This is a genomic window from Litorivita sp. NS0012-18 (assembly GCF_040371945.1).
Classification (GTDB): domain Bacteria; phylum Pseudomonadota; class Alphaproteobacteria; order Rhodobacterales; family Rhodobacteraceae; genus Litorivita.
Map to the genome: position 1 here is coordinate 1,844,411 of NZ_BAABWS010000001.1, position 15,185 is coordinate 1,859,595.

The 15,185-nt window shown below is 61.8% G+C and carries 12 protein-coding genes; 10 read left to right on the forward strand and 2 right to left on the reverse strand.

The genetic code is table 11. The features are described 5' to 3' along the window. The first annotated feature begins 90 nt into the window (after positions 1-90). The gene (locus ABWV64_RS08870) at positions 91-1,074 is read left to right on the forward strand and encodes a complex I NDUFA9 subunit family protein (RefSeq protein WP_353344165.1); all 984 of its coding nucleotides are present in this window, start codon (positions 91-93) and stop codon (positions 1,072-1,074) included. A 64-nt stretch (positions 1,075-1,138) separates the two neighbouring features. Here the strand turns inward: ABWV64_RS08870 and ABWV64_RS08875 are convergent, their stop codons facing one another. Continuing rightward, on the reverse strand, positions 1,139-1,942 hold the full coding sequence (locus ABWV64_RS08875; protein WP_353344167.1) for an undecaprenyl-diphosphate phosphatase: 804 nt from the start codon (positions 1,940-1,942) through the stop codon (positions 1,139-1,141). 234 nt (positions 1,943-2,176) lie between these two features. Between ABWV64_RS08875 and ABWV64_RS08880 the strand changes: the two genes are divergently transcribed. The 9 genes from ABWV64_RS08880 (at position 2,177) to ABWV64_RS08920 (ending at position 13,831) form a co-directional block, all read left to right on the forward strand. Beyond that, the gene (locus ABWV64_RS08880; protein ID WP_353344169.1) at positions 2,177-3,610 is read left to right on the forward strand and encodes an NAD(P)-dependent oxidoreductase; all 1,434 of its coding nucleotides are present in this window, start codon (positions 2,177-2,179) and stop codon (positions 3,608-3,610) included. 145 nt (positions 3,611-3,755) lie between these two features. Continuing rightward, on the forward strand, positions 3,756-4,514 hold the full coding sequence (locus tag ABWV64_RS08885) for a hypothetical protein (RefSeq protein WP_353344171.1): 759 nt from the start codon (positions 3,756-3,758) through the stop codon (positions 4,512-4,514). Between the two features lie 60 nt (positions 4,515-4,574). Then, positions 4,575-9,113 carry a glutamate synthase large subunit gene (gene gltB / locus ABWV64_RS08890; protein WP_353344173.1) on the forward strand — a complete coding sequence of 1,513 codons (4,539 nt, stop codon included), beginning with the start codon at positions 4,575-4,577 and terminating at the stop codon, positions 9,111-9,113. A gap of 193 nt (positions 9,114-9,306) precedes the next feature. Further along, the gene (gene mtgA, locus ABWV64_RS08895; protein ID WP_353344175.1) at positions 9,307-9,942 is read left to right on the forward strand and encodes a monofunctional biosynthetic peptidoglycan transglycosylase; all 636 of its coding nucleotides are present in this window, start codon (positions 9,307-9,309) and stop codon (positions 9,940-9,942) included. A gap of 58 nt (positions 9,943-10,000) precedes the next feature. Beyond that, positions 10,001-10,666, forward strand: a complete 666-nt coding sequence (gene fzlA, locus ABWV64_RS08900; protein WP_353344177.1) for an FtsZ-binding protein FzlA — start codon at positions 10,001-10,003, stop codon at positions 10,664-10,666. Positions 10,667-10,678: 12 nt separating this feature from the next. Continuing rightward, complete coding sequence (gene queG / locus ABWV64_RS08905; RefSeq protein WP_353344179.1) at positions 10,679-11,716, forward strand: tRNA epoxyqueuosine(34) reductase QueG; 1,038 nt, start codon at positions 10,679-10,681, stop codon at positions 11,714-11,716. A 79-nt stretch (positions 11,717-11,795) separates the two neighbouring features. Then, positions 11,796-12,245, forward strand: coding sequence for a peptide-methionine (R)-S-oxide reductase MsrB (msrB, locus tag ABWV64_RS08910; RefSeq protein ID WP_353344181.1), 450 nt, complete (start codon positions 11,796-11,798; stop codon positions 12,243-12,245). Further along, positions 12,242-12,742, forward strand: a complete 501-nt coding sequence (msrA, locus tag ABWV64_RS08915; RefSeq protein WP_353344183.1) for a peptide-methionine (S)-S-oxide reductase MsrA — start codon at positions 12,242-12,244, stop codon at positions 12,740-12,742. The genes msrB and msrA overlap by 4 nt, the downstream gene beginning before the upstream one ends. A 165-nt stretch (positions 12,743-12,907) precedes the next feature. Further along, the gene (locus ABWV64_RS08920) at positions 12,908-13,831 is read left to right on the forward strand and encodes a DMT family transporter (protein WP_353344185.1); all 924 of its coding nucleotides are present in this window, start codon (positions 12,908-12,910) and stop codon (positions 13,829-13,831) included. Between the two features lie 23 nt (positions 13,832-13,854). Here ABWV64_RS08920 and ABWV64_RS08925 read toward each other — a convergent pair whose 3' ends face one another. Next, a complete protein-coding gene (locus ABWV64_RS08925; protein WP_353344187.1) occupies positions 13,855-15,183 on the reverse strand; it encodes an NAD(P)/FAD-dependent oxidoreductase in 1,329 nt (442 codons plus the stop codon). Positions 15,184-15,185: the final 2 nt, after the last annotated feature.

Below are 15,185 nucleotides of genomic sequence, written 5' to 3' on the forward strand. Positions count from 1 at the left end.
GTTTTTAGCATGTCGCGCAAATCACCTTGCCGCAGGGGGCGTCAAGGTCTAGGAAAGGCGGTGTATTTTCCTCAATCGGAGGCCTGCCTCATGTCGAAACTTGTCACCATTTACGGCGGATCGGGATTCGTCGGCCGTTACATCGCCCGCCGCATGGCCAAGGACGGATGGCGCGTGCGCGTGGCCGTGCGCCGCCCCAATGAGGCGATGTTCGTGCGGCCCTACGGCACTCCGGGACAGGTCGAACCGATCTTGTGCAACATTCGCGACGACGCCTCGGTGCGCGCCGCAATGCAGGGGGCCGATGTGGTGGTCAACTGCGTGGGCATCTTGGAAGAAAGCGGCAAGAACAGCTTTGAAGCCGTGCAAAAAGACGGCGCGGCCCGCGTTGCCCGTATCGCCGCCGAAAGCGGCGTGGCGCGCATGGTGCATGTCTCGGCGCTGGGCGCGGATGCGGGCTCAAACAGCGAGTATGCCCGCACCAAAGCCGCAGGTGAGGCCGCCGTTCTGGACCACATGCCGGATGCGATGATCCTGCGCCCGTCGATCATTTTCGGCGCCGAGGACGCGTTTTTTAACCGCTTCGCGCAGATGGCCGCGATCAGCCCGATCCTACCGGTCGTCGGCGCGGCGACTAAGTTTCAACCGGTCTATGTCGAGGATGTGGCCCATGCCGCGGCCTTGGGCGCCGAAGGCGCGGTTGCGGGCGGCATCTTTGAATTGGGTGGGCCGGACGTCGAAGATTTCCGCACCCTGATGCAGCGCATGTGCGAGGTGATCCGCCGCCGCCGTGTGATCGTCAACCTGCCGTTCTGGATGGCCGGCATTATGGCCTCGGTCTTCGGGGGCGTGCAAAAGCTGTCGCTTGGCATCGTCAAAGCGCCCGTCACCTCCGATCAGGTCCGCAATCTGCGCGTGGATAACATCGTCAGCGGCGGCGAGAAAACCTTTGCCGATCTGGGCATCCCCCCCGCCAATATGGGCGCGATCTTGCCCGAGTATCTGTGGCGCTTCCGCCCCTCGGGGCAATATTCCGCGATCAAGGAATCGGCCAAGAACCTGCGTGTTCAATAGGCGGCGTTTGGCCTGATCTATATGCAATGAAGCGCCCGTGCGAGACCCGCGCGGGCGTTTTGCATCAACTATAGGCGATGCCCAAAAGGATCACGCCCAAGATCACGCGGTAGATCACATAGGGCGTGAAGCTGACCGAGCGTAGCAATCGCATCATCAAGACCAGCGCCAAGAGCGCCGCGACAAAGGCGAAAGCCGCCGCGATCCCCGCATCGCGCGCCGCGCTCCAATCCCCCGCCTTGACCACATCAAGCCCCAGCAAAATGCCGCTGGCCATGATCGTCGGGATCGACATGAGCATCGAAAGCTTGGCCGCAGATTCGCGCCCGTAGCCCATCTGCCGCGCCCCCGTGATGGTGATGCCCGACCGCGAGGTGCCAGGGATCAGGGCAACGGCTTGCCACAGGCCCATTTTGATCGCATCGGCGAGGGACCAATCGGCAGTCTGTTTGGTCTGCGCGCCGCGCTGGTCCGCCCAATAGAGCACCACGCCAAAGATCAACATCGCCCATCCGATCACCGCGACCGAGCGCATCATATCGCTCAGCCCTGTTACCTTAAGGATCAATCCCACCACGATCACTGGCACCGTCGCAATCATCAACAAAAACGCCAGCTTGGACCCTTCGGTGTCGATGCGCCCCGTGACCATCCGCGGGATACCCGCAAGGCCCATGGCGACGTCGCGCCAGAAATACAAAACCACCGCAAACAGCGTGCCGATATGCACCGCGACGTCGATCATCAACCCTTGGTCCGCCATGCCGGTGAGTTTCGGCAAAAGGATCAGGTGGCCGGAGGACGAGACCGGCAAAAACTCGGTCAGACCCTGAATCACGGCGACGAGGAAAAGATGGAAGAGGCTCATAGAGATATTCCCGAAACTGTTGAGAATCAGCTATAAAACTTCCAAGCGGGAAGGGAAGGGGCTTGTTTGGTCCGTATCGGTCCTAATATTCGCATAAATTTGCGCCGCAAGCCGCAATTTCCGCCCCTTTCTCAATAATAAGTCAGCTTTTATGACTTTTATTCCTGTCTCGATCTGTATAGACCCTGCGCAACGCCCTTTTTGGGCAATCATGAACCTTCAGGAGGCAGCGCAATGGCGAAGCAACCGATGCTGAAATTTGTGACGGTCGGGCGGGATATGCCCGAGAAGCGTGACGCAGGTCTACGCAATCAGGATTTCGACGAGATTTACGCCGAGTTCGCCCGTGCCAAGGCCGAGGAGCAGGCCAGCCGCTGCAGCCAGTGCGGCGTGCCCTATTGCCAATCGCATTGCCCGCTGCACAACAATATTCCCGACTGGCTCAACCTCACGGCGACGGGCCGTTTGGAAGAGGCCTATCAGGTCAGCCAAGCCACCAATACTTTCCCCGAAATCTGTGGCCGCATCTGCCCGCAGGACCGTCTGTGCGAGGGCAATTGCGTCATCGAGCAATCGGGCCACGGCACCGTGACCATCGGTTCGGTCGAAAAATACATCACCGACACCGCGTGGGAAAACGGTTGGGTCAAACCGATCACCCCGAGCGTCGAGCGCGACCAATCGGTCGGCATCATCGGCGCGGGTCCGGGCGGTCTGGCGGCGGCGGATGTGTTGCGCCGCGCGGGCGTGCAGGTCACGGTTTATGACCGCTATGACCGCGCGGGCGGATTGCTCACCTACGGCATTCCGGGCTTCAAGCTGGAGAAGGATGTGGTCATGCGCCGCATCGCGCAACTGGAACAATCGGGCGTCGAGTTTGTGCTCAATTGCACCGTCGGCGAAGACATCAGCTTTGACGCCATCCGCGGCAAACACGACGCGGTGATGATCGCCACGGGCGTCTATAAAACCCGTGATTTGCAAGGGCCTGGCGCGGGCAGCGACGGCATTGTGCGGGCGATTGACTACCTCACCGCCTCCAACCGCGTGAACTTTGGCGACACCGTCGAGGAATACGAGAGCGGCGAGCTGAACGCCAAGGGCAAGAAGGTCGTCGTCATCGGCGGCGGCGACACGGCGATGGACTGTGTGCGCACCGCGATCCGCCAAGGCGCGACCTCGGTCAAATGCCTCTATCGCCGCGATCGTGCCAATATGCCCGGCTCGCAGCGCGAGGTGCAAAATGCAGAAGAAGAAGGCGTCGAATTTGTCTGGCTCGCCGCGCCCAAAGGCTTTGCCGGTGATCCCGTCTCGGGCGTGATGGTGCAAAAAATGCGCCTCGGCGCGCCCGATGCCTCGGGCCGTCAAAGCCCCGAAGTCATCGAAGGCGCCGATTACGTCGAAGAGGCCGATCTGGTGGTCAAGGCGCTCGGTTTCGAGCCCGAAGACATCCCCGCATTGTGGGATACGCCGGAATTGGAAGTCACCCGTTGGGGCACGATCAAAGCCGCCTTTACCAGCGGCGCAACCTCGCTCGAAGGCGTCTATGCCGTGGGCGATATCGTGCGCGGCGCGAGCCTTGTGGTTTGGGCGATCAAGGACGGGCGCGACAGCGCCGAAGCGATCCTGACCTACCTCGAAGGGGCCAAGGAGATCGCCGCCGAATAAAGCGCGAAACCACCGGTGCAGCGGCCCTAAATATCGCGGGCTGTATCGCGTCGGTAAAACGTCGGTATTTTGTCGGTTCTGCGCGCCGATGCCGGACTGTAGCAATGTCAGCCCTGCTGACGCATGTGATTAAGGAAGTGTAAGTTTGAGCACCGCCAAGGAGGTGGAGGATATTTTAGAGGATGAGACGCTGCGCTTGCGGTGGCTCGCAGGGAGCGGTCCGCGCATGGTCGTCTCTTTCACCTCGATCCAACACCGCCACGACGACGGCAGCCCGCGAGACGATTTTTTGGGCGCGGCGTCGATGGGCGGGCAAAACAAGGTGTTGTTTGTGAGTGATCTGCGCTGGAGCTGGTATTCGCGCGCGGGGTTGATGGAGAAGATCGTCGATTACGTGACCCGCATCCGCGATATGGAGGAGGTCACCGAGATTGTCACCATCGGCAATTCGATGGGCGGCTATGGCGCGATGATCTTGCCGCGGTTTGTGCCGGTCACCCGCGTGGCGGCCTTTGTGCCGCAGGTCTCGATGCACCCCGATCTGGTGCAAGAAGACCGCTGGCTCGGGGTGATGAAGAACCACGGCACCTATCCGGTGAAAACCGCCGGTGACGTGGTGACCGAGCAGGGCGGGACCGAATTTTATGTGACCTTCGGGCGCAAACAAAAGAAGGATCAGGCGCAGGCGGCTCTTTTGCCCGAAGCGGCAAACCTGACGATGAATATGTTGCCCCGCTGCGGCCATGACGCGGCGGAAAAGATGAAGGCAGCAGGCGTGTTGAACAAAGCCGTGGCAGCCAAGCTGACCGGCGATCGCAAGGCCCTCAAAAAGGCCGTGCAAGACTATGCCCGATACGCGCGCGAGCATTTCGCGCCGACGTGGCAAACAGACGAGGGTTCGTAAGAGCCGCGAAAACGGGCCTGTCAAGGCTGTCCCCTGCGGGGGCAAATGTGGAGAAGACGCATGACCAAATATGACGCAAGCTGGGCCGCTGCCGAAGCCGCCAAACGCCAGTGGATGGAAGAGAACGGCATGTTCCGCGAGGAGCATGAGCATTCGTCTTGTGGTGTGGGTCTCGTGGTGTCGGTCGACGGCAAACCCTCGCGCGCCGTTGTCGCCAATGGCATCACCGCGCTCAAGGCGATCTGGCACCGCGGGGCGGTCGATGCGGATGGCAAGACCGGCGATGGCGCGGGCATCCACGTGCAAATCCCCGTGCCCTTCTTCTACGACCAGATCCGCCGCACCGGCCACGAGCCGCGCATGGGCGAATTGATGGCCGTCGGTCAGGTGTTCTTGCCGCGCACCGATTTTGGCGCGCAGGAAACCTGCCGGACCATCGTCGAGAGCGAAGTGCTGCGCATGGGCTATTATATCTATGGCTGGCGCCATGTGCCGGTGGATATCGACTGCCTCGGCGACAAGGCCAATGCGACCCGCCCCGAGATCGAGCAAATCCTGATCTCGAACTCCAAAGGCGTGGATGAAGAGACCTTCGAGCGCGAGCTTTACGTGATCCGCCGCCGCATCGAAAAAGCCGCCGCCGCGCAGGGCGTGGGCGCGCTTTATATCTGTTCGCTGTCCTGCCGCTCGATCATCTACAAGGGCATGATGCTGGCCGAACAGGTCGCGGTTTTCTACCCCGATCTCGAAGACGAACGTTTCGAAAGCGCCTTTGCGATCTATCACCAGCGCTATTCGACCAACACCTTCCCGCAATGGTGGCTGGCACAGCCCTTCCGCATGCTCGCCCATAACGGCGAGATCAACACGCTCAAGGGCAACCTCAACTGGATGAAAAGCCACGAGATCCGCATGGCGTCGAGCGCCTTTGGCGAACTGGCCGAGGACATCAAACCCATCATTCCGGGCGGCTCGTCGGATTCGGCGGCTCTGGATGCGGTGTTCGAGGTTCTGGTGCGCGCGGGCCGCAATGCGCCCATGGCCAAAACCATGCTGGTGCCCGAAAGCTGGTCCAAACAGGCGGTCGAATTGCCCGAAGCATGGCGCGACATGTATTCCTATGTGAACTCCGTGATGGAGCCATGGGACGGCCCCGCCGCGCTGGCCATGACCGATGGCCGCTGGGTCTGCGCGGGTCTGGACCGCAACGGCCTGCGCCCGATGCGCTATGTGGTGACCGGCGACGGCATCCTGATCGCCGGTTCCGAGGCGGGCATGGTGCCCTTTGACGAGGCCGCCGTGGTCGAAAAAGGCGCGCTGGGTCCGGGGCAGATGCTGGCCGTGGATATGGCCGAGGGCAAGCTTTACCACGACACCGACATCAAGGACAAACTGGCCGCAAGCCAGCCCTTCGGCGATTGGGTCGGCAAGATCAAAGACCTCGAAGAGGTGCTTGGCAATATCGAGGAAAGCGCGGTTTATTCGGGCGCCGATCTGCGCCGCCGTCAAATCGCGGCAGGCTATTCCATTGAAGAGCTTGAACAAATCCTCGCGCCCATGGCCGAGGATGGCAAGGAAACCCTCGCCTCGATGGGTGATGATACGCCTTCTGCGGTTTTGTCCAAACAATACCGCCCGCTGTCGCATTTCTTCCGCCAGAACTTCTCGCAGGTGACCAACCCGCCGATCGACAGCCTGCGCGAATTCCGCGTCATGAGCCTCAAAACGCGGTTCGGCAACCTCAAGAACGTGCTCGACGAAAGCTCGGCCCAGACCGAAATTCTGGTGCTCGAAAGCCCCTTCGTCGCCAATGCGCAATTCGACGAGCTGACCAAATATTTCAACGCCGATCTGACGGTGATCGATTGCACCTTCCCTGCGGGCGGCGGCAAGGGCGCGCTGCGTGCGGCGCTTGACCGGATTCGCGCCGAAGCCGAGGACGCGGTGCGTTCGGGCGGCGGGCATATCGTTCTGTCCGATATGGAGCAGGGTGAGGGCAAGGTCGGCATGCCGATGATCCTTGCCACCTCGGCGGTCCATAGCTGGCTGACGCAAAAGGGGCTGCGCACCTTCTGCTCGCTCGGGGTGCGCGCGGCCGAATGTATCGACCCGCATTATTTCGCCGTGCTGATCGGTTGCGGCGCGACCATCGTCAACGCCTACCTCGCCGAGGACAGCATTGCCGCCCGGATCGAGCGCGGCCTTCTGGACGGCACTTTGTCGGAAAACGTGCAGCGCTACCGCGAGGCGGTGGATGCCGGATTGCTCAAGATCATGGCCAAAATGGGCATCTCGGTGATCTCTTCTTATCGCGGCGGTTTGAACTTCGAGGCCGTCGGCCTGTCGCGCGCCATGTGCGCCGAGTTTTTCCCAGGTATGCTCTCGCGCATTTCGGGCATCGGCGTGTCGGGCATTCAAACCAAAGCCGAAGAAGTCCATGCCAAAGGCTGGGCCTCGGGGTCGGAAATCCTGCCCATCGGCGGGTTCTACAAGGCGCGTAAATCGGGCGAGACCCACGCATGGGGCGCGCAGAACATGCACCTGTTGCAAGCCGCCTGTAACCGCGCCTCTTATGAGCTGTGGAAGCAATATTCCAAGGCGATGCAATCCAATGCGCCGACCCATCTGCGCGATGTGCTGGCGATCAAACCTTTGGGCAAAGCGATCCCCATCGAAGAGGTCGAAAGCATCACCTCGATCCGCAAACGGTTCGTGACCCCTGGCATGTCCTTGGGCGCGCTCAGCCCCGAGGCGCATAAATTGCTCAACGTCGCAATGAACCGCATCGGCGCGAAATCCGACAGCGGCGAGGGCGGCGAAGATCCGGCGCATTTCGTGCCCGAACCCAATGGCGATAACCCCTCGGCCAAGATCAAACAGGTCGCTTCGGGCCGCTTTGGCGTGACCGCCGAATACCTGAACCAATGCGAAGAGTTGGAGATCAAGGTCGCCCAAGGTGCAAAACCGGGCGAGGGCGGGCAATTGCCTGGCATGAAGGTCACCGACCTGATCGCGCGTTTGCGTCACTCGACCAAAGGCGTGACGTTGATTTCGCCGCCGCCGCACCACGATATCTATTCGATCGAGGATCTGGCGCAGTTGATCTATGACCTCAAACAGATCAACCCGCGCTGCAAGGTCACCGTGAAGCTGGTGGCGTCGTCGGGCGTGGGCACCATCGCGGCGGGCGTGGCCAAGGCCAAAGCCGACGTGATCCTGATCTCGGGCCACAATGGCGGCACGGGGGCCTCCCCTGCGACCTCGATCAAATTCGCCGGTCTGCCGTGGGAAATGGGCCTCACCGAGGCGCATCAGGTTCTGGCGATGAACAACCTGCGCGAGCGGGTGACATTGCGCACCGATGGCGGGTTGCGCACCGGCCGCGATATCGTCATGGCCGCGATGCTGGGTGCCGAGGAATACGGCATCGGCACCGCCGCGTTGATCGCGATGGGCTGTATCATGGTGCGTCAGTGCCAATCGAACACCTGCCCCGTCGGCGTGTGTACGCAAGACGAAGCCCTGCGCGCCAAATTCACCGGCACGGCGGATAAAGTGGTCAACCTGATCACCTTCTACGCCCAAGAGGTGCGCGAAATCCTCGCGGGTATCGGCGCGCGCAGCATCGACGAGGTGATCGGCCGCGCCGATCTGCTCAGCCAAGTGAGCCGCGGTGCGGACCATCTGGACGATCTCGATCTCAACCCGCTGTTGATCACCGTCGATGGCGCCAAAGACATCGCATATGATCGCAACAAGCCGCGCAACAGCGTGCCCGACACGCTCGATTCCGAGATTGTGCGCGACGCCGCGCGTTTCTTGGAAGATGGCGAGAAGATGCAGCTGAGCTATGCGGTGCAAAACACCCACCGTTCGGTCGGCACCCGCACCTCGAGCCATATCGTGCGCAATTTCGGCATGCGCAACGCGCTGCAAGCGAACCACCTGACCGTCAAACTGGCGGGCAGCGCGGGTCAATCCTTGGGGGCCTTCGCGGCGCCTGGGTTGAAGCTTGAGGTGTCGGGCGATGCGAATGACTACGTCGGCAAGGGTCTGTCGGGCGGCACCATCGTGGTGCGCCCCCCGATGGCCAGCCCTCTGGTCGCCTCCGACAACACCATCATCGGCAACACCGTGCTTTACGGTGCGACCGACGGTTTCCTCTTTGCGGCGGGCCGCGCGGGCGAACGCTTTGCGGTGCGCAACTCGGGGGCCAGCGTGGTGATCGAGGGCTGCGGGTCGAACGGTTGTGAATATATGACCGGCGGCGTGGCGGTGATCCTTGGCGAGATCGGCGCGAACTTTGGCGCCGGCATGACCGGCGGCATGGCCTATCTTTACGACCCCGAGGGCAAAGCGGCGGATATGATGAACATGGAAACGCTGGTGACCTGCCCCGTCACGGTTGACCACTGGCTGGGCCAGCTTGAAGGGTTGATCGAACGCCACCTCGAAGAGACCGGCAGCCGCAAAGCCGCCGCGATCTTGCAGCATTGGGACATGGAGAAAGCCAACTTTGTGCAGGTCTGCCCGAAGGAAATGTTGATCCACATCCCCGCGCCTTTGTCGCTTGAAGAGGGTGCTATTCCGGCGCAGTAGTCTCTGTTTCGGCCAAAAGGCCGCGCCCATAAACACCGGCCCCGCGACGCCATAGCGCCTCGCGGGGCTTTTTATTTTTGCGCGCGCGCCCTATGAATGGCGCGTGGCAAAGAAGACGAAAAAACCAACCCCCAAGCAGGCCCTCGCCGCCCGCATCAACCCGCTTCGCTTTGTGCGGCGCTGGGCTGGGCGTATGCTATTGGGGATTGCCGCACTGGCGCTTTTGATCGTGCTGGCCCACCGCGTCATTAACCCTACGATCGGCCACTATATGCGCGCCGAAGAGCGCCGCCTTGGCGATGTGGATTTCCATTGGGTGCCGCTTGAAAACATCGCCCCCGTCATGGCCCGCTCGGCGGTTGCCGCCGAGGACGCCAATTTTTGCACCCATTGGGGGTTTGACCTCAAGGCGATCCGCGCCGCATTGGACGAAGGCGCGGGGCGCGGGGCCTCGACCATCAGCCAGCAGGTGGTCAAAAACGTCTATCTGTGGCACGGGCATTCATGGCTGCGCAAAGCGCTCGAAGCGGTGCTGACGCCGATGGTCGAAGCGGTCTGGCCAAAGCGGCGGATCATCGAGGTCTATCTCAATATCGCCGAATTTGACGAAGGCGTCTTTGGCATCGAGGCCGCCGCGCGCCACTACTTCGGCATCGGCCCCGAAGCCTTGAGCGCAGTGCAGGCCGCGCGGCTTGCCGCCGTCCTGCCCAGCCCCAAAACCCGCTCGGCCAGCAAGCCGTCGGATCGCATCCGCCGCCGCGCCGCGCAAATCCTCGACGGGGCGGCCACAATTCGCGCGGATGGGCGCGCCGCCTGTTTCGAGGATTGAAAACCGCGCCGCAACAGGGCATTCAGGTGGGCAAAGACCGCTTAGAAAGTTCGCGCATATGGCCACGCTTTATCATGTTCCGCTCTCCCCGTTTTGCCGCAAGGTGCGGCTGGTGCTTGGCGAAAAGCGGATTGAATGCGAGTTGATCGAAGAGAAATATTGGGAGCAGGACCCCGATTTCTTGCGCCGCAACCCCGCCGCAAAAGTGCCGGTTCTCAAAATCGACGGCAAGACCATGGCCGAAAGCGCCCCGATTTGCGAATATCTCGACGAGGCCTATCCCGAACCGAGCCTGATGCCGCAAGGCGCCGATGCGCGCTATGAGGTGCGCCGTCTGGTGTCGTGGTTCGACGATAAATTCCACCACGAAGTCACCGCCAATCTGCTCTATGAGCGGGTCAATAAAAAGGTGATGAAGGCCGGATATCCCGACAGCAAAAACATCAAAACCGGCGCACAGCGGATCAAATACCACCTCGATTATATGACGTGGCTTTTGGAGCATCGCCGCTGGCTGGCGGGCGACAATATGACCTTGGCCGATTTTGCCGCCGCCGCGCATTTGTCCTCGCTTGATTATATCTCCGACGTGGATTGGAACCGCTCCGAGACGCTCAAGGATTGGTATGCCAAGATCAAATCGCGCCCTGCCTTCCGCTCGATTCTGGCCGATCAGGTGTCGGGTTTCCCGCCGCCCGCGCATTATGCCGATCTTGATTTCTAAAGCCGCGCGCCGATGCAGGCGCTAAAGGATCGCCTCACCGCGCAGGCCCGCGGCGAAGGTTTTGACGCCTGCCGCATTTGTCGCCCGTGGGACGTGCCGCAGGTGCCCGCGCGGCTCGATGCGTTTTTGGAGGCGGGCTATCACGGGCAAATGGCATGGCTTGAGGATCGCAAACACTGGCGCGCCGCGCCGCAGGTGCTTTGGCCCGAAGCGCGCTCTGTGATCATGCTCGCCGAAAGCTACACGCCGCAGCATGACCCGATGCAGGTTCTGGCGCAAAAAGACGCCGGAGCAGTCTCTGTTTATGCCCAAAACCGCGATTATCATGATCTGGTCAAAAAGCGCCTCAAGCGTCTGGCGCGGTGGTTGATCGCCGAGCAGGACTGCGAGGTGAAGGTGTTTGTCGATACCGCGCCGGTGCCCGAAAAGCCCCTGGGCCAAGCGGCGGGCATGGGGTGGCAGGGCAAACATACCAACCTTGTCTCGCGTGATCTGGGCAGTTGGTTTTTCATCGGCTCGGTCTTTACCACATTGGAGTTGCCCGAGGATGCGCCCGAGGTCGATCATTGCGGATCGTGCCGCAATTGTCTCGATATCTGCCCCACGGGGGCCTTTCCGGCGCCCTATCAAATCGACGCGCGCCGCTGCATTTCCTACCTCACCATCGAGCATCACGGGCCGGTGGACGAGGCGCTGCGCCCGCTGCTCGGCAACCGCATCTATGGCTGTGACGATTGCCTTGCGGTCTGCCCGTGGAACAAATTCGCCGTCGAGGCCCGCGAAGTCCGCTACCACGCGCGCGATGATCTGCGCGCGCCCAAACTGGCCGAATTGGCGGCGCTGGACGATGCGGAGTTTCGCGCGTTTTTCTCCGGCTCCCCAATCAAACGTATCGGGCGCGATCGCTTCGTGCGCAACGTGCTCTACGCCATCGGCAATTCCGCCGACCAAAGCCATCTTGCGCAGGTTCAGAGCCTGATCTGCGATCCTGACCCCACCGTTGCCGACGCGGCAACATGGGCGGCGCGGCGGCTCATGGCCGACACATAAAACACGCCGCCGTGAAGCCCCCTTTCCAAGCGGCGTAATCCGTCTATCTAATAGGCGCACAGATTTGAGGGAGACCGCCATGACCCGCTACCACAAAGACCCCGACGCCATTGCCGCGCTTTCGCCCGAGCAGTTCTATGTCACCCAAGAAAGCGGCACCGAACGCCCCGGAACCGGCGCCTACCTGAGCAACAAAGAGGTCGGCATCTACGTCGATATCGTCTCCGGCGAGCCGCTTTTCGCCTCTGCCGACAAATACGACAGCGGCTGCGGCTGGCCCAGCTTTACCAAACCGATCGAGCCTGCCCATGTTGCCGAGTTGCGTGACGACAGCCTTGGCATGACCCGCATCGAGGTGCGCTCGGCTCATGGCGACAGCCACCTCGGCCATGTCTTTCCCGACGGGCCGCAAGATCGCGGCGGGCTGCGCTACTGCATCAATTCGGCCTCCCTGCGCTTCATCCCCAAAGAGGAGATGGAGGCCGAAGGCTACGGCGCCTATCTGGATCAAGTGGAGGATGCGCAATGAACGAGGAGCGCGCGGTTCTTGCAGGCGGCTGTTTTTGGGGGATGCAGGACCTTATCCGCCGCCTGCCCGGGGTGGTGACGACCCGCGTCGGATATTCCGGCGGCGACGTCCCCAATGCCACCTACCGCAATCACGGCACCCATGCCGAAGCGATCGAGATCCTCTTCGACCCTGATCGCATCACCTACCGGCGGCTTTTGGAGTTCTTCTTCCAAATTCACGACCCGACCACGCTCAACCGCCAAGGCAATGATCGCGGCCTGTCCTATCGCTCTGCGATCTACTACGCCGATGAGGCGCAAAAGGCCGAGGCCCTGCGCATCATCGCCGATGTCGAGGCCTCCGGCCTGTGGCCAGGCAAGGTGGTGACCGAGGTCGAACCGGTGGGCGATTTTTGGCAGGCCGAGCCGGAGCATCAAGATTATCTCGAACGTATCCCCAATGGGTACACCTGCCATTTCCCGCGGGCCGATTGGGTTTTGCCGCGGCAAAACTAGGCTCTAAACCGCGGATTAGAGACACATTTGGCAAGACAAGCAAGGCGGCCTGCGGGCCGCCTTTACCTTGTGCGGCGCTCATATAGCGTAGTTTCCGGTGATTGACTTTGCCCGCCGCCTTGCCGATCCATGAGGCCATCACAGCGCCTCACGGGAACCCTTGCCATGCATCCGGCCAAAGGCATCGCCTTCAAGCTTTGCTCTGTCACCATGTTCATTCTCATGGCCGCGCTGGTCAAATCCGTCTCTGACCATGTGCCTGCGGGCGAGGCGGTGTTTTTCCGCTCGGCCCTCGCCATTCCGGTGATCCTCGTCTGGCTCGCCGCGCGCGGCGATCTGCGCACCGGGCTCAAGGTCGCCTCGCCCTTGGGGCATTTTTGGCGCGGTTTTGTCGGCACGGCGGCGATGGGCTGCATGTTTGCGGGGCTTGGCCTGTTGCCTTTGCCCGAGGTGACCGCCATCGGCTATGCCGCGCCGCTATTGACGGTGATATTCGCGGCGATGTTTCTGGGCGAGGACGTGCGGATTTTTCGCATGTTTTCCGTGGCTTTGGGGCTCGTCGGGGTGATCATCATCCTCTCGCCGCGCCTGACGCTTCTCGAAGGCGAGACGATGCAAACCGCCGAAGCCGTCGGCGCGATCATTGTGCTTATGGGGGCGGTTTGCGCGGCGCTGGCGCAAATCTATGTGCGCAAACTGGTGCAAAGCGAACAAACCTCGGCCATCGTTTTCTACTTCTCGATCACCTCGACGCTCTTGTCGCTTTTGACCCTTCCCTTCGGATGGGTGGTGCCCGCGCCGCGCGAATTGGTGATGCTTTGCTGTGCGGGGATATTGGGCGGAATGGGGCAGATTTTCCTCACCTCCGCCTACCGCTTTGCCGATGCTTCGGTGGTCGCCCCCTTTGATTACGCCTCGATGCTCATGGCGCTGGCGATTGGCTATTTCATCTTCCACGAGGTGCCCACGGGCACGATGATCGGCGGGGCCTCCTTGGTAATCTTGGCAGGGGTTATGATCATCTGGCGCGAGCACCGGCTTGGATTGCAGCGCTCCAAAGCGCGCTCTGGCATGACGCCGCAGGGGTGAATTGGGCCGAAATAGTCTCTATTTCACCCGCCTGTCAGCGCCCCCAACAAATAGGGCGGCACCAAAGCCAGCCGCCGCAACCGCCCCAATCCCAAGCGCCGCGGCGCGGTTTGCATGATCGCCGGATAGTGGCGGCGCGGCGTGCGCCCCTGCGCCAGATCGGCCAAAATCGCGCCCGCATAGCTGCCCATCGCCACGCCGTTGCCGTGATAGCCGAACCCGGTGAAGGCCCCCGCCATTTCGGGAATCGGGCCGCAATAGGGCTCCAGCTCGGAGGTGAGGCACAAGAGCCCGTTCCACGCAAAAGGCGTCTCTATATCGGCCCAATCGGGGAACATCGCCTCGAAATGTTTGCGGGTGGTGGCCAAGGTTTGCCGGTCCGCGCGCGCGGATGAACGCAGCCCGCCGCGCATGCCGAACAGCATCCGCCCCTCGGGCAACAGGCGAAAGTAATGCAGGAAAAACCGGTGGTCATAGGCCATCTGCTCGCTCGACCATCCGCGCGCGATTTCCTCGGGCGTCATCTGGCGGGTGACGAGCACATTGGATTGCGCGGGCAAGAACCGCCCCGCCATCCACGGCGGCACATCCTCACTGGAATAGCCGTTGGTGGCAATGATCAGCCTTTTGCAGCGCAGCGTGCCTTTGGGCGTATGAAGCAGATACCCCTCGGCCAAGGTCTCGATCCGAAGAGCGGGCGTATGGGGGTGGATTTGCGCGCCGGCGGATCGCGCGGCGCGGGCCAATCCGGCGAGGTATTTCATCGGGTTGAGGCCAAAACCGCTGGGCACGGTCATGGCGCCGAAAAACGCGCCTTTCATCCCCTGCGCGGCGAGGTCCTCGCCTTCGATGATTTGCGGCGCGAGGCCGTAATGCGTCTCTATCTCTGCGCAATATTGTCGGATCTGCGTCATCGCACGGGGGCTATGGGCCATGACGGTTTCGCCGTTCGAATGGGTGTCGGCGTCGATATCATGCGCGTGCAGGGTCGATTTGACCTGTTCGATGGCGGCAATCTCGGTGCGATACCAAGCGCGCGCACCCTGCGCGCCGTAGCGTTTGGTCAGGCTTTTGTGCGATACCGCTGCCCCGCCCAAACAGCAAAACCCGCCGTTGCGCCCCGATGCGCCAAATCCGATGTCTTCGGCCTCCAATACCGTCACCGGAGCCCCGTCTTGCGCCAACGACAGCGCCGCGTTCAGCCCCGTAAACCCCGCGCCGATGACCGCGACATCGGTGCTTTGCGCGCCGGAAAGGGGCGGGTCTTGCGCCGTGTTAGAGACTGTTGTGGGCCAATAGCAGCGCGCGCGAGGCGCAGGCCCATAGGTGTGATCGGGATAGATGCGCCGCACCG

What these genes read in the sequence shown, in the direction of transcription:
- ABWV64_RS08875 (WP_353344167.1), bottom strand. Translation starts at nt 1,942, where the DNA reads ATGAGCCTCTTCCATCTTTTCCTCGTCGCCGTGATTCAGGGTCTGACC.
- queG (WP_353344179.1), top strand. Translation starts at nt 10,679, where the DNA reads ATGCAGGCGCTAAAGGATCGCCTCACCGCGCAGGCCCGCGGCGAAGGT.
- mtgA (WP_353344175.1), top strand. Translation starts at nt 9,307, where the DNA reads ATGCTATTGGGGATTGCCGCACTGGCGCTTTTGATCGTGCTGGCCCAC.
- ABWV64_RS08920 (WP_353344185.1), top strand. Translation starts at nt 12,908, where the DNA reads ATGCATCCGGCCAAAGGCATCGCCTTCAAGCTTTGCTCTGTCACCATG.
- msrB (WP_353344181.1), top strand. Translation starts at nt 11,796, where the DNA reads ATGACCCGCTACCACAAAGACCCCGACGCCATTGCCGCGCTTTCGCCC.
- gltB (WP_353344173.1), top strand. Translation starts at nt 4,575, where the DNA reads ATGACCAAATATGACGCAAGCTGGGCCGCTGCCGAAGCCGCCAAACGC.
- msrA (WP_353344183.1), top strand. Translation starts at nt 12,242, where the DNA reads ATGAACGAGGAGCGCGCGGTTCTTGCAGGCGGCTGTTTTTGGGGGATG.
- ABWV64_RS08880 (WP_353344169.1), top strand. Translation starts at nt 2,177, where the DNA reads ATGGCGAAGCAACCGATGCTGAAATTTGTGACGGTCGGGCGGGATATG.
- fzlA (WP_353344177.1), top strand. Translation starts at nt 10,001, where the DNA reads ATGGCCACGCTTTATCATGTTCCGCTCTCCCCGTTTTGCCGCAAGGTG.
- ABWV64_RS08870 (WP_353344165.1), top strand. Translation starts at nt 91, where the DNA reads ATGTCGAAACTTGTCACCATTTACGGCGGATCGGGATTCGTCGGCCGT.